The following is a 19,338-nucleotide window of genomic DNA, read 5'->3' on the forward strand; positions in this document are numbered from 1 at the left end:
GTATTACATCTTAATGTCCTGACAAATATGCTTTCGTCTGATTGGCTCTGCCGCATGACGCAGAGCGCCTCCCTCCCCCTGTCACGAGTTCCCGATCCCCGTGACGCGCCCGTGCTCCGATGGGCAGTCCTCGGGCCGGGCTGGATCGCGCACCGGTTCGTCGAGTCACTGCACCGGCACACGACCCAGACCGTCGTCGCGGTGGGATCGCGCTCACCGGAGCGCGCACGCGCCTTCGCCGACGAGCACGGCGTCGACCGCGCGCACGGCACCTACGAGGCCGTCTTCGCCGACGACGACGTCGACATCGTGTACATCGCCACGCCGCACACCGAGCACCTCGCGAACGCCCTCGACGCCATCGCCGCGGGCAAGCACGTGCTCGTCGAGAAGCCGCTCGCCGTCGACGCGGTCGGCGCGGCCCGTATCGCGGAGGCCGCACGGTCGGCAGGAGTGTTCGCGGGAGAAGCGATGTGGACGAGATTCCTGCCGAAGTTCGACGTGATAGAGCAGGTGCTCCGCAGCGGCGTCCTCGGACCGATCCACACGGTGCTCGCGGATCACGGCGAGTTCTTCACCACCGATCACCGCATCTACGATCCGGCGCTGGCCGGTGGCCCGCTCCTGGATCTGGGAACGTACGTCGCGTCCTTCGCCTACTCGGTTCTCGGTGCACCGGAGACGGTGGATGCTCGGAGTCGACCTGCCAATGACCAGATCGACGGTCAGATCTCGGCCCTTCTCACCGGCGAGTCCGGACATGCGGTGCTCAACACCACGATCCTGACGAACACGCCGACGACGGCGGTCGTGTGCGGCCGGGACGGCACGCTCACCATCGCCGGGCCCTTCTTCATGCCGGGGCCGTTCACCGTCGCACTCCGCGACGGCATCACCCTTGCCTACGACGAGACCCCCGGCCTCCAGGTCGACGGACTGCATCTCGCCGCGGTGGAGGCTGCGAGAAGGATTTCCGTCGGCGAGGTCGAGTCCGCCGTCCATCCCCTCGCCGACGCGGTCGCGACCCTGGAGATCATCGACCGGATCCGCGAACGGATCAGCTGATCAGATCAGCGTAGACCACGATATTGTCGTCGTAACTGGCTGCGTCGCTGTCGAATCGACCGCCACACGTGATCAGCCGGAGTCCCGGGTGGTCGATGTCGCCGTACACCGTGGTCGTCGGGAACTCGGCCTTCGGGTACTGATCGACCTCCACGACCCGGAAGCGCGACGTGGTGCCGTCCTGCAGAGTGACGATCACGTCGTCGTCCGGGTTGAGGTCACCGAGCCGGGAGAACACGCCCGGCGCACCGTCCCAGTCCACGTGACCGGCGATCACGGACGGCCCCATCGCGCCGGGAATCGGTGAACCCGTGTACCACCCGGCCGGAAACGCGCCGGGTGGTACCTCCATCGTCCCGTCCTGCTGCAGACCCAGGCCCATGAGGTCGGAACTCACGGAGATCGCGGGAACGTCGATGCGGACCGGCGGCGACGAGAGGGCCACGGCATCAGGGACACCGGTGGTGCCCTCGTCGACCACGCCGACGTCCGCCGACTCGGTCGCGGCCGGCGCCGGCGGGGCGGTGCCGGCAGCAGTGGAGCATCCGGAGATCAGCGCCAGCGCGAGCAGCACCGCAGCGCACAGTGAGCGCGCCGCGGTGGTGACGGAACGTGATGCCATGTCAGCTCTTTCGACGACGCAGCACCAGGGCCGACCCGATGATCGCCGCGGCCGCGAGGCCGATCGACGCGGGCCGCCAGTGGTCGGCCGACCGGACGGTGCTGCCGTCACCCGTGTCGACGCCACCACCCGGGACCTGAGTGATCTGGCTGCCCGGCGAGTACCGGCCCGGCGCGTCCGGACCCGTGGGGACACCGGGGGTTCCCGGCGTGTTCGGGGTTCCGGGCGTGTTCGGGGTTCCGGGCGTGTTCGGGGTTCCGGGAGTGTTCGGATTTCCCGGCGTGTTCGGGGTTCCCGGCGTACCGGGAGTGTTCGGGGTTCCCGGCGTACCGGGAGTGTCCGAGGTGGGCGGGACCGCCGGTGCGGTGGGCACCGACGAGGTGGGCGGTGTACCCGGCAACCCCGGAAGACCCGGGATGGTGATCACGGGCGGGACACCGGGGATCGACGGCAGTCCCGGGATCGACGGGATCGGAATCACGATGGGAGGCACCACGACTCCCCCGTCGCCGACCGGGGTGGTGGTCGTCCGCGGGGAGCAGTCGTTCGCCGTGATCACGTTGTCGTCCAGGGTGACCGCGCCGTTGCGCGCCAACACACGTCCGGAGACGGTCGCACCGTTCTGGACGCTGATCGAGGTGAGCGCCAGTACCGTTCCGACGAACGTCGTGGAGGTACCGATGGTCGCCGAGCTGCCCACCTGCCAGAAGACGTTGCAGGGATTCACGTTGATCAGTGCCACTCTGCTGCCGGACCCCGTGATCAATGTGGACGGTGCCTGAAAGACGAAGACGGCGTCGGGATCCGATCCACCGTCCAACGTGACGGTGCCGTTCAGGGCCAGTGCGCTGGAAGCCTTGTAGACCCCCGGGGCGAGGGTGCTGCCGGTGATGTCGGCAGCGACGTTCGCCGAGATCGGCTCCGCACTCGCCTGGTCGTATGCCGTGGTGAGGTCCGACTGCGCCTGCAGCGCAACCGCATTGGCGGCATGGATCGTGCCGTTGTTCACGAGACCGGGAGGGAACCCCGTGACGGCCGCGGTCGGACTGGTTCCGAGGTCACCCGAGATGACCGACGGGCCGGTGTTGGTCACGCCCGCACCGGCCAGGACCGCGTAACTGGCAGCGGTGCCGAGTCCCACCGGAGTGGCGGCGTCGGCGGTGCTCGCGCCGACGATCATCAGAGCCGCCGTGGCGACGGCGACGGTACCCAGTGCGGGGAGGCGGCCTCGCTTCGCGGCGTCGAAGGGAGAGCGGTCGAGGTGTGTCCTGATCATGCGGTTCCTTGCGCGATGTGGTGAATGTGCCGCATCCGAGATGCAGCACATGTGGTGCGCAGACTCTGTCCCCGACGACGCAGAGCGGTGCGATGACGCCCCCGCGACGTCGGCGCGTCGATGACCGTCCGAGAAGACGACCGCGGTGCCGAGATGTGGCGGGGGCAGGTGTGAGATCGAGCCGACTCCGTCGAATGCGACGTAGATTTACGGCATAAATGAGAGTGAACAGGACGATAACGGTAATGTCAATGCATGCCGGAATTGCGACATTCTGTCGAGTCCGGACAATCACGTGATGGACGACTGACATCTCTGTGCGACAACGATTCTCGGACTCTGATGTCGACATCGATACGATATCGGGCATGCATTCACGATATAACGGGTGAATAACTTGGATGTACCGCCTCAGTTCTGTCCGACCGGCCGCATCGACCTCCGATCACCGCAGACGCGAGGTCAACGCGTGTGCGGCCCGCAGCAGCTGTTCGCCGAGAACAGGGCGCCGGACATCGTCGAAACGGCCGGCGACGCCCGTCAGACTCAGCGCCCACGCCGGGGCGTCGCGGCGATCGAACACCGCGGCCCCGAGACCCCAGCTACCTTCCACCAACAACCCGGGATTCACCGAGTATCCCTGCACCAGAACTTGTTCCACCCGTTCGGCGATCTCGCGCGGCGCGTGACGTTCTCCCCAGCCGCCGAGCTCTGCACGGTCGAGGTACTCCCTCCGCTCGCGTTCGGGCAGGTGCGCGAGGATCACCAACCCGGCGGACGCGACTCCGAGGGGCATGCGCAGGCCGACGTGCAGGACGTGCGAGCGCAGCGGGAAACTGCCCTCCTCGCTCGCGATGCAGACCGTCTCGTCGCCCCGACGTGCCGACAGGAAGGCGCTCTCCCCCGTCGTTCGGGCCAGATCGCGCAGGATGTCTCCCGCGCTCGACGTGATGTCGTACCGCTCCGCTGCCATCGATCCGAGAAGGAAGGTCTCGGGCCCCAGCGCCCACCGGCCCGACTCGTGCCGATCGACGAAGCCCTCCGCCGCCAACGCGGTGACCATCCGGTGCACGGTGGGCCGCGCCAACCCGGCGGTCCTGGCGATGTCGGTGGTCGACGCGCCGTCCGGCTCGTGATCACCGACGGCACGCATCACGGCCGCGACTCGCGCGATGACCGACCTCGCTGCCTCCGCCATCACCACAGTCTAGGGCTCGCGGGGTGTCCACTCAGTGAACACCGTGCCGCCGATCGTTCCACGAGTCGAGCAGTTCGCCGTCCGGACCCCGTATCGCCTGCGAAGACGCCGTGGTCCTGATCGAATGCAGAGAGTGCGCACGTCCACTCACCGGACCGTACATCTGATCAGTACTCGATCTCAGGAGGAACTCGTGGCCACCGAAGTCCTGTCCACCCCCGCCGACGCGATACGCGGCGTCACGGACGGCGCCACCCTGGCCGTCGGCGGCTTCGGGCTCTGCGGCATCCCGGACGCACTGATCGACGCCCTCGCCGCCACCGACGTCACCGATCTGGAGGTCTTCTCCAACAACTGCGGAGTGGACGACCATGGCCTCGGCATCCTGCTCGCAGCGCACCGAATCCGTCGCGTCACCGCGTCCTACGTCGGCGAGAACAAGGAATTCGCCCGGCAGTACCTGTCCGGCGAGCTCGAGGTCGAGCTCACTCCCCAGGGCACTCTCGCCGAACGACTACGCGCCGGGGGCGCGGGCATCCCGGCGTTCTTCACCCCGGCCGGTGTCGGCAGCCCCATCGCCGACGGCGGGCTCCCGTGGCGCTACGCCGCCGACGGATCCGTCGCACTCGCGTCCCCCCCGAAGGAGACCCGCGTCTTCGGCGACAAGCGGTACGTCCTCGAGGAGGGCATCCGCGCCGACTTCGCGCTCGTGCACGCGCACCTGGGTGACACCGACGGAAACCTCGTCTTCGACAAGGCAGCCATGAACTTCAACCCGCTCGCCGCCATGGCCGGCCGCATCACCGTCGCTCAGGTCGAGCATCTCGTGCAGCCGGGCGAGATCGACCCGGCGCACGTGCACCTGCCCGGCGTGTTCGTCCAGCGCATCGTGGAGACCGGCCCACAGACACCCCGCATCGAGAAGCGCACCACCCGACCCGCAGGAGACGCACGATGAGCACCGACACCGGATGGACCCGCGAGAACATGGCTCGGCGCGCGGCGGCCGAACTGCGCGACGGTGATTACGTGAACCTCGGCATCGGGCTGCCCACACTGATTCCCGGCTTCCTCGATCCCGCGATCCGCGTCACGCTGCACTCCGAGAACGGCATCCTCGGTACCGGCCCCTACCCCACCGAGGACGAGGTCGACGCGAATCTCATCAACGCCGGCAAGGAAACCGTCACCACCCTGCCCGGCGCGGCGTTCTTCGACTCCGCGCTGTCCTTCGGCATGATCCGCGGCAGCCACATCGACACCGCCGTCCTCGGCGGCATGCAGGTCTCGGCGACCGGCGACCTCGCCAACTGGATGGTCCCGGGAAAGATGGTCAAGGGCATGGGCGGCGCCATGGACCTCGTCCACGGCGCCGCGCGCGTCATCGTCGTCATGGAGCACACCGATCGGGACGGCAACCCCAAGATCGTCGACGCGTGCACGCTCCCCCTCACCGGTCAGGCCGTCGTCGACCGTGTCATCACCGACTACGCCGTCATCGACGTCGTCGGCGACGGCACCCTGGTCCTGCGGGAGACCGCGCCCGGTGTCACGGCGGCGCAGGTACACGACGCCACCGGCGCCACCCTCACCGACGCCGACGACCTCGTCACGCACTGACCGGCGGCGGGCCGTTCTCACGGCGTGAGGATGGCCCGCCCTCGCACCGTGCCCGCGTCCAGATCGTCGATGGCGCTCTGGAAGTCGTCGAGTGCGTACTTCGCGGTGTGCAGAACGACGGACCCGCGTGCCGCGAGAGCCATGAGGTCGCACAGGTCGTTGTAGGACCCGACCAGGTTGCCGATGACGTTGATCTCCGACGACACGATGTCGATTGTCGGCACGTCGATGTTCTCGCCGTATCCGACGACGTGGTAATTGCCCGCCTGCCGCAACATCGCGATGCCCTCCGCCGTCGCGCCGCCTTCACCGACGAAATCGATGACCGCTTCGCCGCCCTGCCCACCGGTGAGCTCGAGCACCTGCTCGATGTGGGTGCCGTCGGCGACGACGCCATGATCCGCCCCGATGGACAGGGCCAGCTTCACCGCGTCGGCGTTACGGTCGACGACCACGATCTCGGCCGCGGTCAGCGCCTTCAGCACCTGAATCCCGATGTGCCCCAGCCCACCTGCGCCGATCACCACGACGCGGTCGCGGGGAGTCAGATGCCGGGAAGCCTTCGCCGCGGCATGATAGGCCGTCAGCCCGGCATCGGCGAGGGCAGCCACGTCCGCCGGCTCCAGCGAGTCGTCCAGCTTCACCACACTGCGTGCCGACGTCTTCAGGTACTCCGCGTAGCCACCGTTCGTGTCGATGCCGGGGAACTGGTTGATCTCGCAGTGCACGTCGTCGCCGGATCGGCAGGCGCGGCAGAGCCCGCACGTGATGAGCGGGTGGACGATGACCTTGTCACCCTCCTGCACGTTCGTCACGGCGGAACCGACGGCGTGGACCCAGCCGGCGTTCTCGTGACCGATCGTGTACGGCAGGGTCACGTTCGACTTCTCGGCCCACTGCCCCTCGAGGATGTGCAGATCGGTACGGCACACCCCCGCTCCACCGATCCGGACGACCACGTCGAACGGCCCCGTGGGAGTGGGAACGGGCACCTCGGTCATTCGGAGTTTCTCGTGGTACCCCACGACCTGGACTGCGCGCATGGTGCTCATGATGTGTCTCCTCGGCTTCTCGGGAAGGTCAGGCGTCGACCGTCGTGCGGTCCGGGTCGTCGTAGCGGGTACGGAGCAGTCCCCGGCAGAAGTGGGCATTGCCGTCGATCGAGATGCGGGTCGATCGAGCCCGACGCAGTGCGAGCGGCACGTCGAGCTGCGCATAGCCGGCTCCGGTGTGATCGACCATGACGATGCTGTCGGGCACGTCGTCCAGACCGAGGGACCGTCGCCGCGACCGCAGTGCCCTGGTGGTGTCGTCGTCCGGGAGATCGCCCAGCACAACGGTTCCCATGTCCTCCATGCGCCGGGACGGATCCCGCTTCAGCAGCGCGGTCAGGCACCGCTCCATCGCCGCGACGTGAGCCTTGCGCCGGAACGTCGTCCGGAGCTCCTCCAGATCGTTCTCCGCCTCGTGCGCGAAGGTGCCCCGGTACCCCACGTCCGCGGCGAGTCCCGCGTTGATGATCGGTGAATCGTGGTGGTCGTCGAGTTCCACCGTCACGTTCCGCGTCCAGGGCAGGCCGGTGAGCACGTCCTTCGCGTCGGAGGCCATGAGGTAGGCGAAGTTCGGCGCGCAGAAGGACGTCGGCAAGCGCAGGTGCACCACGACGTCACGGTCCTCGGAGACGGTGAGCGACTGCACGAAGTCGAGGTCGGTGATCGGCTCGTCGAGCTCGGGATCGATCACCACGTCCAGAGCCCGCATCGCCGAGTCGGCACGGGTGGTCATCTCACGCTCCCACGAGAACGTCGTCGGCCGCACGGTCGGCGCCGCGCGGGCCGGTGGCCGTCTCGTCGGCATCGGCGATCTGCAGCTCCGCCGGAACCGGGATGTCGTACATCTTCGCGGCGTTCAGGCCCAGCACCTTGCGCTTCTGGTCCATCGTGATCTCCGGGTACTCGCTCAGCTCCGCCGGGATCTGGAAGTCGACGAACGACTCGATCAGCCAGCGCGGTGTCCAGAGGGCGTAGTCGGACGAGAACTGGATCCGGTCCTCACCGAGCCAGTAGAGCAACTCGCCCATGATCTGGCCGAAGTACTTCGGCCGGGAGTGGATGAACGGCATCGCGACGGCGAGCCCGGCATGCACGTTCGGCTCCTGGGTGGCGATCCAGCAGAAGTCCTCGAGCCGCGGGAGACCGCAGTGCTCGACGACGAAGTTCAGATCGGTGAAGTCGGTGGCGACATGATCGACGTCCGCCACGTCGAAGGCATCGCGATCGAGCGGCCTGATGGTCGGTCCCTTGTGGACGTGGATGTTGGTGATCCCGAGCTCGCGGCAGACCTCGAGGTAACGCCGGGTCCAGTCGTCGTCGAGCTTGTAGCCGCGAGAGTCTCCGTGCCACTCCGCCGTGTAGAGCTTGACGCCCTTCAGTCCGAACCGTTCGGCATCGGCGCGGAGCTGATCGAGCCCACGCTCGCCGTTGCGCGGATCGAAGTGGTGGTTGTAGGTGAGCTTGTCGGGATTCTGCGCCGTGAGGGCCCATGCCTCCTCCGTCTGCCCGAACCCGTTCACGTAGAACTCCCCGAGGTGGGCCGGCTGAAAGATCGCATGATCGACGTAACCGTCCTCGAAGAGGTCCTTCATCAGGCGGTCGCCGCCCTGGTAGAGGTACTCGTCGTACGGCCACAGCTCGCTCTCGGGCGACAGGTTGCGGTGGTAGTCGTAGAAGCAGTCGATGAACTGCTTGCCGTGGATGTTGCGCTGGTTCTCGGGCCGCGCGTCCCACAGCGCGACGTGCGCGTCGACGATGAAGAAGCTGTTGTCGCCCTTGGTGTACATCGAGGTCCCTTCGTCGTGTGACTGGCGTCACCTTCACTGGCTCGACGCTAGGGCGCGACGGACGGAAAGCGGGCGTCCCCGGCGTCTCAATCTGAGACGGTCGACCACCCCTCGGGCGCTGTAACCTGGATCACAACCCGACCCGCTTCGACCCACCAGGACGCCCGCGTGCCAGCACAGCTCCCCGAACACCGGACCGGCTCCGGCCGCGAGGTGGACGCGGTCGCCGGTGCGGTACCCCCTCGGCTCCGCGCCTCCTGGCTTCGGAGTCGGCGCTACGGCATCCCGGTCGATCATGTCGAGCCGGTCTTCGCCGGGACGGAACGGCAGGAGTCGCTCTTTCGGCAGTGCGGTGACGAAGTGCTCGCCGACCTGCAGCGGACGCTCACCGCCGAGCCGGTGGGCCTCATGCTCACCGACGCCGACGGCCTCGTTCTGTCCCGCCTGAGCGGGGACCACACGTTGCTCCGCGCGCTCGACGACGTCCACCTCGCGCCCGGTTTCGGCTACTCGGAACGGGAGGTGGGGACCAACGGTCTGGGTCTCGCGCTGGCAGACCTGGCACCCACCCTGGTCCGAGCGGAACAGCACTACTCCCACAGCCTCACCGGCTTCACCTGCGCAGCCGCCCCGGTGCTGGATCCCGCGACGGGTCGTCTGCAGGGTGCCGTCAATCTCACCACCTGGTCCCGGACGTCGAGCGACCTCCTACTCACACTCGCACGGTCGGCCGCGAGCACCATCTCGCTGTCGATGTCGTCCCGATCGACCGGTCGACGAGAGCGACCGACGGTGCGTCGCAGCCTCTTCCGTATCGAGCACGGGTCCACCGGCACAGGCGTTCGACTCGGCGCGGAGTGGTCACGACTGGAGGCGGACGCCCACTCCGCGATGGCCGCGGGATCGACCGTCGCGGTGATCGGCCGCCCCGGCTCCGGCCGCTCGTCGCTGGTGACGCACGCTGCGCGGCGCGCCTTCCCGCGCCACCGCATTCTCTCGGCAGCGGCCCCCGCACCCGACGACGTCGACACGTGGCTCGACCTGTGGACGTACGAGGCGGATCGCACCGACACGGTCGTCGTCCTGCGCGACGTCGACACGCTCCCCGACTTCGCCGCGCAGTCACTCGTCGACCTGCTGCGGTCCGCCGAGACCCGGATGCCCTTCGCGGTCACCGCCGAACGACTGCACGACATCCCGGCCGCACTCGCCTCCGCGGTCGCATCGGTCGTGTCGCTGCCCCCACTGTCGGACCGACCGGACGACGTCGTGCCGTTGGCTCACGAGTTCGCGCGCGCGGTGCGCGGACGCGACGTGCACATTTCCCCCGCGGCGGAACGCGCTCTGCAGCACCACGACTGGCCGCAGGGCGCGGCGGAGCTCCGCGAACTCGTCACGCGAGTCGCGTCGCGTGCGGACGTCGTCGACGTCGCGATGCTCCCCGCCGAACTGCTGGCGGGCCGGACGCGCCGGTTGTCGAGCATCGAGGCGTTCGAGCACGGGGAGATAGTGCGGGTCCTCGCGTCGGGCAAGGTCACGATGAGCCAGGCGGCCCGTCAGCTGGGGATGAGCCGCGCCACGCTCTACCGCAAGACGGCCTACTACAAGATCGATCCGCGGAACCCCGGCTGACGCGCGTCGGCCGCGTAGTCTCGTCCCGGACGACTCGATCTCACGGGAGGGGCGCGGACATGGACGACGAACTCACGCGACGTCTGTTCGCACTGCGCGACCTCCCCCACTTCCGTCGGGCCCGCGAACGGGACTCGACGGCGACGACCACGGTCTCCGATTTTCTGACCGGCTCGGTGGACGACGATGCCGCTCTGCTCGTCGTGCTCGAGCAGGGCGCGGCGGCGGCGGTCCGATCACTCGACGGCGTGGCGCACGCCGGCATCACCGCCACCGTGGACGGCCACCCCTTCACCGTGTCCCCCACCGACGCCGTCGTGTTCGCGCTCGACGCCCAGCAGTACGACCTCGACGACGGACCCTGCCTGCGCGCGCTGCGGACACACTCGTCGCTGCACTTCTCCCACGACGAGGTGGCCCGACTCTGGCCGCCCCTGGCCGCCCTCGCGGCGAGGGCCGGCGTGGACCGGGTGCACGCGTGCGCGCTGACCGTCGACGGGGCGGCCGCCGGATCGGTCAACCTGTACGCCGCGGGGCCTCCCCTGTCCTCCGCGCAGGTCGAGGCCGAGGACGATCTGGTGTGCGTCCTCGTGGACCACCTCGACACCGCCCTGTGGTCCTACGGCCGCGGGCGCGACCTCGTCGCCGGAGTCCGACGGATCGGTGCGGCCATGGCGGACCGCCGGGTCGTCGGCATCGCGGTCGGCATCCTCATGGTGCGGGACGATCTCGACATGGGCGAGGCCCGAGCACTACTCGAGAAAGCCGCTGCCGCAGCGGAACTGCCACTCGTCGACGTGGCCCGCCGGATCACCGAGGACAGCTGACCGACGATCACGCCGCCATGAACGCCGCCTCGAAGGCGTCGAGTGCCTCGTCGGGATCGGCGCGTGCCCACCCCTCGAGACCGACGACACCGTCGTACCCCATCTCGCGCAGTGCGGCGGCGACGACCGGGTAGGCGATCTCCCCGGTGCCCGGTTCGCAGCGCCCCGGAACGTCGGCCACCTGGATCTCGCCGATCCAGGGAAGCGAGCGCCGCACCGTCTCGATGAGGTTCCCCTCGCCGATCTGAGCGTGGTACAGGTCCAGATTCAGGCGCAGCGCCGCACTGTCCACCGCGGACACGAGTGCGAGCGTGTCCGCCGCGGTGGCGAACGGTGTACCGGGGTGATCGACCGCGGTGTTGAGGTTCTCGAGGGTGAACACGCGACCGGCACGCTCGCCCAGCTCCGCGACCCGGCGCAGTGTGTCGGCCGCCCGGAGCCACATGTCGGGGGTCACCGTGTGCTCGGGGTGGACCGGCAACCCCTCGGAATCGAGACCTGTGCCGTGCAGATTCAGGCGCGGGCAGTCGAGCCGATCGGCCACGCGCAGCGACTCCGCGGCCGTGCGGAGCAACTCGTCGATGCCGTCCGGGTCGGTGAGGCTTCCGCTCAGGTACCCGGTCATCGAGGAGAACCGGGCACCCGTGGCCTGCAGATCGTCGATGTTCTTCGTCGACCAGTTCCAGATCTCGACCTGCAGGCCGCGGTCCGCGATCCGTCGGACCCGATCGACGAACGGCAGATCGAGGTGGAGCATCTCGGCGCTGGCCGCCAGCGTGTACGTCATCGGACACCGTCCGAGTCGAGATCCGCGACGGCGACCGCGGCGCCGGACCGCACGCTCTCGATCGCGGCGAGCGCGATCGACAGGGCGACCCGTGCGTCGGCTCCACCGACGACCGCGGGCGTCGAGTCGCGGACCGAGGACACGAACGCGGTGAACTCGCCGATGTAGGCCTCGCGCAGCAGATCGGTGTCGCGACGGGCGGTGTCCACGGTGATCCCGCGAGCGTCGTACAGGGTCATGTCGCTCGACGCCGCGGTGCCGGCAGTGATCATGCCGCCGGATCCGAACACCTCTCCGCGGACGTCGTAGCCGTACAGCGCGGAGAAGTTGGCCTCGGCCGTCGCGAGGGCGCCGTTGTCGAACGCGATGGTGACGACGGCGGTGTCGAGGAAGCCGTCGTCCATGGCCTCGGGCCGGATCAACGCGTCGGCCATGGCGTGCACGCGCACCGGAGCGGCTCCCGGGTTGAGGAAGCACAGCGTGTCGAAGTCGTGGATCAGCGTCTCCAGGAAGATGGTCCACGCTGGAACGCGGCTCGGATCTCCACCCCACGGGCCGGGATCACGGGTGAGCGACCGCAGCAGCTGGGGCGTACCGATCCTGCCCTCGTCGACGGCCCGACGTGCCGCCGCGAATCCCGGCGCGAAGCGTCGGTTGAACCCCACCTGGAGTGTCACTCCCGCGGCCCGTGCGGCGGCGATGGCACGGTCCGCGTCCTCGAGGGTCACGGCCATCGGCTTCTCGACGAACACGTGCTTCCCGGCCTCCGCGGCCGCGACGACGAGTTCGGTGTGACTCCGCGCGGGGGCGGAGATCACGACCGCGTCGACGTCGTCACGCCGCAGGGTCTCGTGGATGTCGGTGGACGCCGTCGGTGCACCGAGTTCCCCGGCGAGCCTGTCGGCGGCGCCGGGCACCGGATCCGCCACTGCCCGCAGTGCGGCACCCGGTACCCGGCGCGCGACGATCTCGGCGTGGTTGGCGCCGATCCTGCCCGCACCGAGCACCGCGATGCCCACCGCCTCCGAACGATCGACTGCCATGACGCCTCCTACTAGTACGTTCTAGTTTGCCTGTTCGCAGAGGCTAGAACGTACTAGACGCCGGCGTCAACACCCCCGTACGATCGGTGCGTGACCACCAGGAGACGAACCGAGCGTCCCGTCACGATGACCGACGTGGCACGGGCGGCGGGAGTCTCCACCGCCCTGGTGTCTATCGTCTTCCGCGACTCCCCCGGTGCCAGCGACGCGACCCGCGCACGGGTACGCGAGATCGCCGACGAACTGGGATACGTCCGCGACAGACGGGCGAGCAGTCTGCGGCAGTCGCACTCCCGGCTTCTCGGGGTCGTCTTCGAGCTGCAACAACCGTTCCACGGGGATCTGGTCGAACACGTCTATTCCGCCGCGGCTCGACGGGGCTACGAGGTGGCTCTCAGCGCCGTCGCACCCAGCAGAGGTGAGACAGCGGCCATCGACTCCCTCCGTCACGATCGCTGCGAGGCAACGATCCTCCTCGGCAGCCGACTGCCGGAGGACGAGCTGGCCGCGCTCGCCCGCTCCGTTCCCACCGTCGTCGTCGCTCGCCGTGTCGACACCCCGGACACGGTGACGGTGCGCAGCGACGACGTCGCCGGCATCACGCTGGCGGTACGGCATCTCGAGGAGCTCGGCCATCGTCGCATCGCCTTCGTCGACGGCGACGGCGCACCGGGCAGCGAGGACCGATCCGCCGGTTTCCTGGACGCCCTGTCCCACATCGACGACGCCCGAGCCGAGGTGGTGCGGGGCGGCCTCACGGAGGACGACGGAGCGCGAGCAGTCGAGGGACTCCTCGACACCGAGCACCCTCCCACCGCCGTGATCGCCTTCAACGACCGGTGCGCCACAGGCGTTCTCGCTGCACTGGTCGCTCGCGGACTCGCCGTGCCGCGGGACATGTCGGTGATCGGGTACGACGACTCGCGCGTCGCCGGACTGGACCACGTCGCACTCACCACGGTGTCCCAGGACGCCGAGAGCCTGGCCGACGCGGCGGTGGACGCCGCACTCACCCTCACCGTCGACGACAGTGCGCCGAGCATCGTGCTGACGCCCAGCCTGGTGTCACGGTCGACCACCGGCGCACCGAGGGCTACGTCGTGACGTCCGGGGCGGCACCGGTCACGACGGTCCGCAGATCACGGCACGCGACGCGATAGATCTCCGCCAGGTCGGCGTCCTGATCCCCGTCGTCCACGCGCGCCGCCCACGAGTCGAACGCGACCCGGACGGTCATGATCGCCGTCTCGGCGGTCAGGCGGGAGGGCGATCGCGGAACTCGCGCCGCCAGCGCGTCGGCCAGGCGAGCGATGACCACTTCGTCGAGGGCGATCGCCGCGGACCGTAGGTGCGCATCCGACACGATCAGCCGACGGATGCGCATCACGCGGTCGGACGACGCCGTGTTCGCCGCACTCATGCGCCGGAGGAACCGCTCCACGATGTCCTCGATGCCGGCCAGACCGACACCCGCGAGGTCGGCCTCGGTCACCCACGCCAGGATCTCGCGCTCGAGCCCGGCGTCGAAGCCGACGACGGACTGCTCCTTCGTGGGGAAGTGACGGAAGTACGTGCTCTGCGAGATGCCCGCGTCGCGAGCGATGTCGCCGACGGTGGTGGACGCGAATCCCTGACGCTCGAAGAGTTCCAGCGCCGCCAGTGAGATCTCGGAACACATGTCGCGACGCCGACGTTCCCGCAGATCGGGCACCGGTGTCGCCGCCACCTCGGTCGAGCCGTCTCCACTCACGACATCACTCCTCTCCGAATGGCCGTCACCCTACATCAACAACCAGTTTGACAGTGACTGTCATGCAGGAAGACACTGTTACCACACCGAACGACAGAGAGGCCCCACGACGATGCAGGTTCAGCAGACAGAGGTGGACGCGCCGCGCGTCACGGACGGGCCTCTGCCCCGGAGCAGTCGGCTGTTGATCGCGGTACTCGTGGTGTCGGCGTTCGTCATGATCCTCAACGAGACGATCATGAGCGTCGCGCTGCCCACCCTGATGGTCGATCTCGCCATCGACGCCGGCACCGCGCAGTGGCTCACCACCGGCTTCCTCCTGACCATGGCCATCGTCATCCCGACCACGGGCTTCCTCTTCCAGCGCTTCACTCTCCGCCAGGTCTTCTTCGCGGCGATGTCGCTGTTCTCCGTGGGCACCGTTCTCGCCGCGTCGGCGCCCGGCTTCCCGCTGCTGCTCACCGGTCGAGTCGTCCAGGCAGGCGGCACGGCGATCATGCTTCCCCTGCTGATGACGACCGTGCTGCGACTGGTTCCCGCCGATCGGCGCGGCCGCATGATGGGCGTCATCTCCATCGTCATCGCCGTGGCTCCGGCCGTGGGGCCGACCATCTCGGGTGTCATCCTCAGTGCGCTCGACTGGCGGTGGATGTTCTGGCTCGTGCTCCCGATCGCGTTGCTGGCCTTCGCGATCGGATCCCGCCTGGTGGAGAACGCCACCGCGGCGAGCACGGTGGCCCCGTTCGACGCCGTCTCGGTGGTGCTGTCCGCGCTGGCGTTCGGCGGCATCGTGTACGGACTCGGCAGCCTGGGTCACGCCGCCGAGGGCACCGCGGTCCCCGTGTGGATCCCGTTGGGTGTCGGCGTCGTCGCACTGGTCGTGTTCGTCCTCCGGCAGATCGCTCGCCAGGACTCGGGCCGGGCCCTGCTCGACCTGCGTCCGCTGCGCACCCCCACGTTCAGCATCGGCCTGGGCATGCTCTCCATCAGCATGATGGCGCTGTTCGGTGCCCTCATCCTGCTGCCGATGTATCTGCAGAACGTCCGCGGGCTGGACACGTTGACCACGGGCCTGATGCTCCTTCCCGGCGGTCTGATCATGGGCGGTCTCGCTCCCGTCGTCGGACGGGTCTTCGACCGGGTCGGCCCCCGCCCACTGGTGGTCCCGGGCGCCGTCGTCGTCAGCGCCGCACTGTGGTCGATGACGATCCTCACGGCCGACACCGCCCTCCCCGTGGTCGTCGCGATTCACTCGCTGCTCAGCGTCGGACTCGCTCTGATCATGACTCCGCTGATGACCTCCTCACTGGGTTCGGTTCCGCCGCAGTTGTACTCGCACGGCAGCGCGATCTTCAACACCGTGCAGCAGTTGGCGGGAGCGGCCGGCACCGCGCTGTTCGTGACCGTGATGTCCACCGCTGCGGCCTCCCGACTGGCCGGTGGCGTGGGCGACGTGGCGGCGCAGCAGTCGGGGATCCACACCGCGTTCCTGTGCGGCGGTGCCGTGTCCCTGCTGGCAGTGGCCGCCTCGTTCTTCATCCGTACGCCTGCGGCCGACCGGGGGTGACCTGGTCGTTGCCGGAAGGTTGTCGCCCCGTCGTGGTGCAATGGTGGTGTGAACTCCTCTGACTCCTTGCCGCTCGCGGTCGTGATCGGTAACGCCGTCCGCTCGTTGAGCGCGGCGGGCACCGACGACGACCATGCTGCGGAGTTGATGCACCGGCTGGTCGACGCCGCCTGCGCGTGCATCCCCGACACGGACATGTGCGGAGTCACCGTCGAGCTGAACGGCGCACCCTTCGCGGCCGCGACGTCGTCGGCCACCGTCTCCGCCATCGACCTCGAGCAGTACGACGCGAACAGCGGTCCGTGCCTGCACGCCGCTCGCGAGGGCGAGACGGTGCTGGTCGACTGCGAGGCGGGAGACGCCCGGTGGCCGGAATTCGGCACCACTGCGCGCGCCGCGGGGATCGCCGCGATGATGTGCACCCCGGTGCGGGTGGGTGACCGCACCATCGGTTCGCTCACCCTCTTCGCCCACACCCCGCACTCGTTCGACGACCTGGACCGTCAGGTTCTCAGCACGCTGGTCGGCGCCGTCTCGGACGCGCTGGAACGCGACGACCAGCACCGCGACCTCTCGACCACCGTCGACGGCCTCCGCGATGCCATGGCCCACCGCGCACCCATCGAGCAGGCCAAGGGCATCCTCATGGCCCTGCGCGGCATCGACGACGCCGCGGCGTTCGAGGTGCTCTCGACCGAGTCGCAGCGCACCAACCGCCGACTGCGGGACATCGCCCGCGAATTCGTGTCGTCGGTGACGGACGTCGCGCCGGCCGAGATGACCGGCGCGCGCCCCGCCTGACGCACGGGGTGCGGTCAGCCGGAGCCGGAGGGCGTGGTCAGCCGAGCACGAACCTCTGCACGACGAGTCCTGCCAGCACGAGATACCAGAGGACGAGGGGGACGGCGTGGTACCGCGTCAGCAGGTCTCTCGTCCGGCCCGGTCCCGCCAGAGCCGACACGTTCACCACCGTCACGTACCAGAAGACGGGCACCGTGACGGCCCACACCACCATGCAGTACGGGCAGAGCGCACCGATCTCGTACAGGCTCTGCACGATGAGCCAGTGCACGAAGGCGACGGCCGCGGTGACCCCCACCTGCAGCCCTGCCCAGAACCACCGATCGAGACGCGTGCGCATCAGCAGGGCGACGCCCACCATGGCGACGATGGCGAAGCCGCCCACCCCCATGAAGGAGTTGGGGAATCCGAGGACGGCCGCCTGGCGTGATGCCATGACCGAGCCGCAGTTGACCACGGCGTTGAGGTTGCACGTCGGCGCGTACGACGGGTCCGCCGTCAGTCGTATCTTCTCGTAGGTCAGCACACAGGCGGCCGCGAATCCGACGACCCCGCCGATCAGCAGGACCCACGGCAGCACGCGCGCCGGGGTTCCGCGAGACGGACGGTCCACGTCGACGTCGTCGTCGGACAGCGAGGACATCGTCATCGGTGAGATCCCGTCGGAGAGTCGGAGAGTGGTCGAGTCCCCGAGTGTAAACAGCCTCCCTGAGAGATCGGCTCCGGCGAGTCAGTTGACCTCGCGGTCCATCCCGTCCCAGTAGGGCGTGCGTAACTTGAACTTCTGCAGCTTGCCGGTGGCCGTGCGCGCCAACTCGTCCCGGAACTCCACGGTGGTCGGCGCCTTGTACCCGGCCAGTCGCTGCTTGCACCACGCGATGAGGTCGACCTCCGTCTCCGGGCCGGCGTCCACGTCCGGCGCGAGCACCACCAAGGCCTTGATCGTCTCGCCCCACTTCTCGCTCGGCACCCCGATGACGGCGACCTCGCTCACCGAGGGATGGGAGAAGAGGCAGTCCTCGACCTCGATGGACGAGACGTTCTCGCCGCCGGTGATGATCACGTCCTTCTTGCGGTCGGCGATGGTGAGATAGCCGTCGTCGCCGATGAGGCCGCCGTCACCGGTGTGGAACCAGCCGCCGTCCAGCGTTCTGGCGCTCTCCTCGGGCCGCCCCCAGTAGCCCTCCATGACGACGTTGGATCGCGCCAACACCTCGCCGGTCGGGTCGACGTCGAGTCGGACACCCAGTGCGGGGGCGCCGGCCCGAGTGAGCTTCGCGGCACGCTCCTCGGGTTCCAGATCGTCCCACTCCTGGCGAGTGCGGTTGACGGTCAGCAGAGGGGACGTCTCGGTGAGCCCGTAGATCTGGATGAACTCCCACCCCAGTTCACGCTCCACGCGCGCAACGGTCTTCGTCGGTGGCGGCGCACCGGCCATGATGATGCGCACCCGATCCCGGCCGGGGATCTCGCCCTCCCACGACTGCGCGGCATCGAGCACGGCTGCCGCGACGGCGGGGGCCGCACACATCACCGTCACGCCGTGATCGCGCACGCGGCGCAGGATCTCGGCGCCGTCGACCTTGCGCAGGACGATGTGCTGCGCACCGACTCCCGTCATCGCGAACGGCTGTCCCCAGCCGTTCGCGTGGAACATGGGCAGGGTGTGGAGGTAGACGTCGCGATCGCTGACGCCGACGTGCATGCCGAAGGTGACCGCGTTGACCCAGATGTTGCGGTGCGTGATCTGGACACCCTTGGGGCGAGCCGTGGTCCCCGACGTGTAATTGATGGCAGCGGTTGCGTTCTCGTCCGGATCCCACGGTGCCGGAGTGGATCCCGGCGGAGCGTACAGATTCTGGTCGTCACCGAGAACGACGACGTGTTCGCACTCGACGTCGCCGAGCGAGTCCTTCAGCTCCGGATCGATGTAGAGCACGCGCGCACCGGAGTCCTCGATGATGTACCGCACCTCGTCCGGCCGGAGTCTAAAATTGACGGGAACGATGACGCGGCCCCAGCCACTGATTCCGTAGAACGACGTGAGCAGACGGCCCGCGTTGTGGCTGACGATCGCCACTCGATCGCCACGCTCGATACCCAGATCGTCGAGTTTCGCGGCCTGCCGCCGGGCGAGGTCCGCCATCTCGGCATAGGTCGGCGATCCGAGGCTCGGAGCGGGCTGATCGGGCTCGTCGACGAACCCGACCCGGTCTCCGTACACGGCGGCGGCGCGGTCGAGGAAGTCGGTGACACTGAACGGGACGAACATTCGACCGACACTAACAAGGCTCCGCGCCGTGCGGCGCAG

The 19,338-nt window shown here is 68.7% G+C and carries 19 protein-coding genes; 8 read left to right on the forward strand and 11 right to left on the reverse strand.

The window, feature by feature from the left end; translation table 11 throughout:
• Positions 1 to 54: 54 nt before the first annotated feature.
• Positions 55 to 1,065: a Gfo/Idh/MocA family protein gene (locus HQ308_RS08355; RefSeq protein WP_027504026.1), complete on the forward strand. Its 1,011-nt coding sequence runs from the start codon at positions 55 to 57 to the stop codon at positions 1,063 to 1,065.
• On the opposite strand, the gene HQ308_RS08360 is transcribed toward HQ308_RS08355, so the two are convergent.
• The 3 genes from HQ308_RS08360 to HQ308_RS08370 all read right to left on the reverse strand — a co-directional run bounded on the left by HQ308_RS08360 (position 1,058) and on the right by HQ308_RS08370 (position 4,161).
• Positions 1,058 to 1,687, reverse strand: a complete 630-nt coding sequence (locus tag HQ308_RS08360; protein ID WP_222646129.1) for a class F sortase — start codon at positions 1,685 to 1,687, stop codon at positions 1,058 to 1,060. The two genes, HQ308_RS08355 and HQ308_RS08360, sit on opposite strands and share 8 nt — an antisense overlap.
• A gap of 1 nt (position 1,688) precedes the next feature.
• Positions 1,689 to 2,963 carry an ice-binding family protein gene (locus HQ308_RS08365; RefSeq protein WP_261775856.1) on the reverse strand — a complete coding sequence of 425 codons (1,275 nt, stop codon included), beginning with the start codon at positions 2,961 to 2,963 and terminating at the stop codon, positions 1,689 to 1,691.
• Between the two features lie 445 nt (positions 2,964 to 3,408).
• Entirely contained in the window at positions 3,409 to 4,161 is a 753-nt protein-coding gene (locus tag HQ308_RS08370; protein ID WP_056447183.1) for an IclR family transcriptional regulator, read from the reverse strand.
• Between the two features lie 193 nt (positions 4,162 to 4,354).
• Here HQ308_RS08370 and HQ308_RS08375 point away from each other — a divergent pair, with 193 nt between their 5' ends.
• Together HQ308_RS08375 and HQ308_RS08380 are read left to right on the forward strand one after the other, a co-directional pair.
• The gene (locus tag HQ308_RS08375) at positions 4,355 to 5,119 is read left to right on the forward strand and encodes a CoA transferase subunit A (RefSeq protein WP_056447180.1); all 765 of its coding nucleotides are present in this window, start codon (positions 4,355 to 4,357) and stop codon (positions 5,117 to 5,119) included.
• Complete coding sequence (locus HQ308_RS08380) at positions 5,116 to 5,781, forward strand: 3-oxoacid CoA-transferase subunit B (RefSeq protein WP_222646130.1); 666 nt, start codon at positions 5,116 to 5,118, stop codon at positions 5,779 to 5,781. Before HQ308_RS08375 ends, HQ308_RS08380 begins: the two co-directional genes overlap by 4 nt.
• A 17-nt stretch (positions 5,782 to 5,798) precedes the next feature.
• On the opposite strand, the gene HQ308_RS08385 is transcribed toward HQ308_RS08380, so the two are convergent.
• Genes HQ308_RS08385 through HQ308_RS08395 form a run of 3 tightly spaced genes read right to left on the reverse strand, consistent with a single transcriptional unit; the run spans position 5,799 to position 8,620 of the window.
• Positions 5,799 to 6,824 carry an NAD(P)-dependent alcohol dehydrogenase gene (locus HQ308_RS08385; protein WP_204870263.1) on the reverse strand — a complete coding sequence of 342 codons (1,026 nt, stop codon included), beginning with the start codon at positions 6,822 to 6,824 and terminating at the stop codon, positions 5,799 to 5,801.
• 37 nt (positions 6,825 to 6,861) lie between these two features.
• Complete coding sequence (locus tag HQ308_RS08390) at positions 6,862 to 7,566, reverse strand: iron-sulfur cluster assembly protein (RefSeq protein WP_222646131.1); 705 nt, start codon at positions 7,564 to 7,566, stop codon at positions 6,862 to 6,864.
• 1 nt (position 7,567) lies between these two features.
• On the reverse strand, positions 7,568 to 8,620 hold the full coding sequence (locus HQ308_RS08395; protein ID WP_056447174.1) for an amidohydrolase family protein: 1,053 nt from the start codon (positions 8,618 to 8,620) through the stop codon (positions 7,568 to 7,570).
• 168 nt (positions 8,621 to 8,788) lie between these two features.
• Between HQ308_RS08395 and HQ308_RS22915 the strand changes: the two genes are divergently transcribed.
• Together HQ308_RS22915 and HQ308_RS08405 are read left to right on the forward strand one after the other, a co-directional pair.
• Positions 8,789 to 10,252 (forward strand): helix-turn-helix domain-containing protein, encoded by a 1,464-nt coding sequence (locus tag HQ308_RS22915; protein WP_308115721.1) that lies wholly within the window; start codon positions 8,789 to 8,791, stop codon positions 10,250 to 10,252.
• A 59-nt stretch (positions 10,253 to 10,311) separates the two neighbouring features.
• Complete coding sequence (locus HQ308_RS08405; RefSeq protein WP_027504035.1) at positions 10,312 to 11,079, forward strand: ANTAR domain-containing protein; 768 nt, start codon at positions 10,312 to 10,314, stop codon at positions 11,077 to 11,079.
• 7 nt (positions 11,080 to 11,086) lie between these two features.
• On the opposite strand, the gene HQ308_RS08410 is transcribed toward HQ308_RS08405, so the two are convergent.
• Positions 11,087 to 11,866: a TIM barrel protein gene (locus HQ308_RS08410; protein WP_222646132.1), complete on the reverse strand. Its 780-nt coding sequence runs from the start codon at positions 11,864 to 11,866 to the stop codon at positions 11,087 to 11,089.
• Positions 11,863 to 12,909: a Gfo/Idh/MocA family oxidoreductase gene (locus tag HQ308_RS08415; RefSeq protein WP_222646133.1), complete on the reverse strand. Its 1,047-nt coding sequence runs from the start codon at positions 12,907 to 12,909 to the stop codon at positions 11,863 to 11,865. The genes HQ308_RS08410 and HQ308_RS08415 overlap by 4 nt, the downstream gene beginning before the upstream one ends.
• A gap of 126 nt (positions 12,910 to 13,035) precedes the next feature.
• Between HQ308_RS08415 and HQ308_RS08420 the strand changes: the two genes are divergently transcribed.
• The gene (locus HQ308_RS08420) at positions 13,036 to 14,013 is read left to right on the forward strand and encodes a LacI family DNA-binding transcriptional regulator (RefSeq protein ID WP_222646222.1); all 978 of its coding nucleotides are present in this window, start codon (positions 13,036 to 13,038) and stop codon (positions 14,011 to 14,013) included.
• Here HQ308_RS08420 and HQ308_RS08425 read toward each other — a convergent pair.
• Positions 14,003 to 14,659 (reverse strand): TetR/AcrR family transcriptional regulator, encoded by a 657-nt coding sequence (locus tag HQ308_RS08425; protein WP_235578814.1) that lies wholly within the window; start codon positions 14,657 to 14,659, stop codon positions 14,003 to 14,005. The genes HQ308_RS08420 and HQ308_RS08425 overlap by 11 nt on opposite strands.
• Positions 14,660 to 14,771: 112 nt before the next feature.
• Here HQ308_RS08425 and HQ308_RS08430 point away from each other — a divergent pair, with 112 nt between their 5' ends.
• Both HQ308_RS08430 and HQ308_RS08435 read left to right on the forward strand, forming a co-directional pair.
• The gene (locus HQ308_RS08430; RefSeq protein WP_222638272.1) at positions 14,772 to 16,226 is read left to right on the forward strand and encodes an MDR family MFS transporter; all 1,455 of its coding nucleotides are present in this window, start codon (positions 14,772 to 14,774) and stop codon (positions 16,224 to 16,226) included.
• 48 nt (positions 16,227 to 16,274) lie between these two features.
• Complete coding sequence (locus HQ308_RS08435; RefSeq protein ID WP_222646134.1) at positions 16,275 to 17,027, forward strand: GAF and ANTAR domain-containing protein; 753 nt, start codon at positions 16,275 to 16,277, stop codon at positions 17,025 to 17,027.
• A 37-nt stretch (positions 17,028 to 17,064) separates the two neighbouring features.
• Here HQ308_RS08435 and HQ308_RS08440 read toward each other — a convergent pair whose 3' ends face one another.
• Both HQ308_RS08440 and HQ308_RS08445 read right to left on the reverse strand, forming a co-directional pair.
• Complete coding sequence (locus HQ308_RS08440) at positions 17,065 to 17,676, reverse strand: vitamin K epoxide reductase family protein (RefSeq protein WP_082544607.1); 612 nt, start codon at positions 17,674 to 17,676, stop codon at positions 17,065 to 17,067.
• 81 nt (positions 17,677 to 17,757) lie between these two features.
• Complete coding sequence (locus HQ308_RS08445) at positions 17,758 to 19,299, reverse strand: AMP-binding protein (protein ID WP_027504041.1); 1,542 nt, start codon at positions 19,297 to 19,299, stop codon at positions 17,758 to 17,760.
• Between the last annotated feature and the right edge of the window lie 39 nt (positions 19,300 to 19,338).

The sequence above is a fragment of the Rhodococcus sp. BP-241 genome, assembly GCF_019836145.1.
In the GTDB taxonomy this organism is placed as follows: domain Bacteria; phylum Actinomycetota; class Actinomycetes; order Mycobacteriales; family Mycobacteriaceae; genus Rhodococcoides.

Coding starts and splice junctions, on each gene's coding strand:
- HQ308_RS08365 (WP_261775856.1), bottom strand. CDS start 2,963: ATGATCAGGACACACCTCGACCGCTCTCCCTTCGACGCCGCGAAGCGA.
- HQ308_RS08420 (WP_222646222.1), top strand. CDS start 13,036: ATGACCGACGTGGCACGGGCGGCGGGAGTCTCCACCGCCCTGGTGTCT.
- HQ308_RS08390 (WP_222646131.1), bottom strand. CDS start 7,566: ATGACCACCCGTGCCGACTCGGCGATGCGGGCTCTGGACGTGGTGATC.
- HQ308_RS08395 (WP_056447174.1), bottom strand. CDS start 8,620: ATGTACACCAAGGGCGACAACAGCTTCTTCATCGTCGACGCGCACGTC.
- HQ308_RS08380 (WP_222646130.1), top strand. CDS start 5,116: ATGAGCACCGACACCGGATGGACCCGCGAGAACATGGCTCGGCGCGCG.
- HQ308_RS08430 (WP_222638272.1), top strand. CDS start 14,772: ATGCAGGTTCAGCAGACAGAGGTGGACGCGCCGCGCGTCACGGACGGG.
- HQ308_RS08415 (WP_222646133.1), bottom strand. CDS start 12,909: ATGGCAGTCGATCGTTCGGAGGCGGTGGGCATCGCGGTGCTCGGTGCG.
- HQ308_RS08405 (WP_027504035.1), top strand. CDS start 10,312: ATGGACGACGAACTCACGCGACGTCTGTTCGCACTGCGCGACCTCCCC.
- HQ308_RS08370 (WP_056447183.1), bottom strand. CDS start 4,161: ATGGCGGAGGCAGCGAGGTCGGTCATCGCGCGAGTCGCGGCCGTGATG.
- HQ308_RS08410 (WP_222646132.1), bottom strand. CDS start 11,866: ATGACGTACACGCTGGCGGCCAGCGCCGAGATGCTCCACCTCGATCTG.
- HQ308_RS08385 (WP_204870263.1), bottom strand. CDS start 6,824: ATGCGCGCAGTCCAGGTCGTGGGGTACCACGAGAAACTCCGAATGACC.
- HQ308_RS08440 (WP_082544607.1), bottom strand. CDS start 17,676: ATGACGATGTCCTCGCTGTCCGACGACGACGTCGACGTGGACCGTCCG.
- HQ308_RS08355 (WP_027504026.1), top strand. CDS start 55: ATGACGCAGAGCGCCTCCCTCCCCCTGTCACGAGTTCCCGATCCCCGT.
- HQ308_RS08360 (WP_222646129.1), bottom strand. CDS start 1,687: ATGGCATCACGTTCCGTCACCACCGCGGCGCGCTCACTGTGCGCTGCG.
- HQ308_RS08445 (WP_027504041.1), bottom strand. CDS start 19,299: ATGTTCGTCCCGTTCAGTGTCACCGACTTCCTCGACCGCGCCGCCGCC.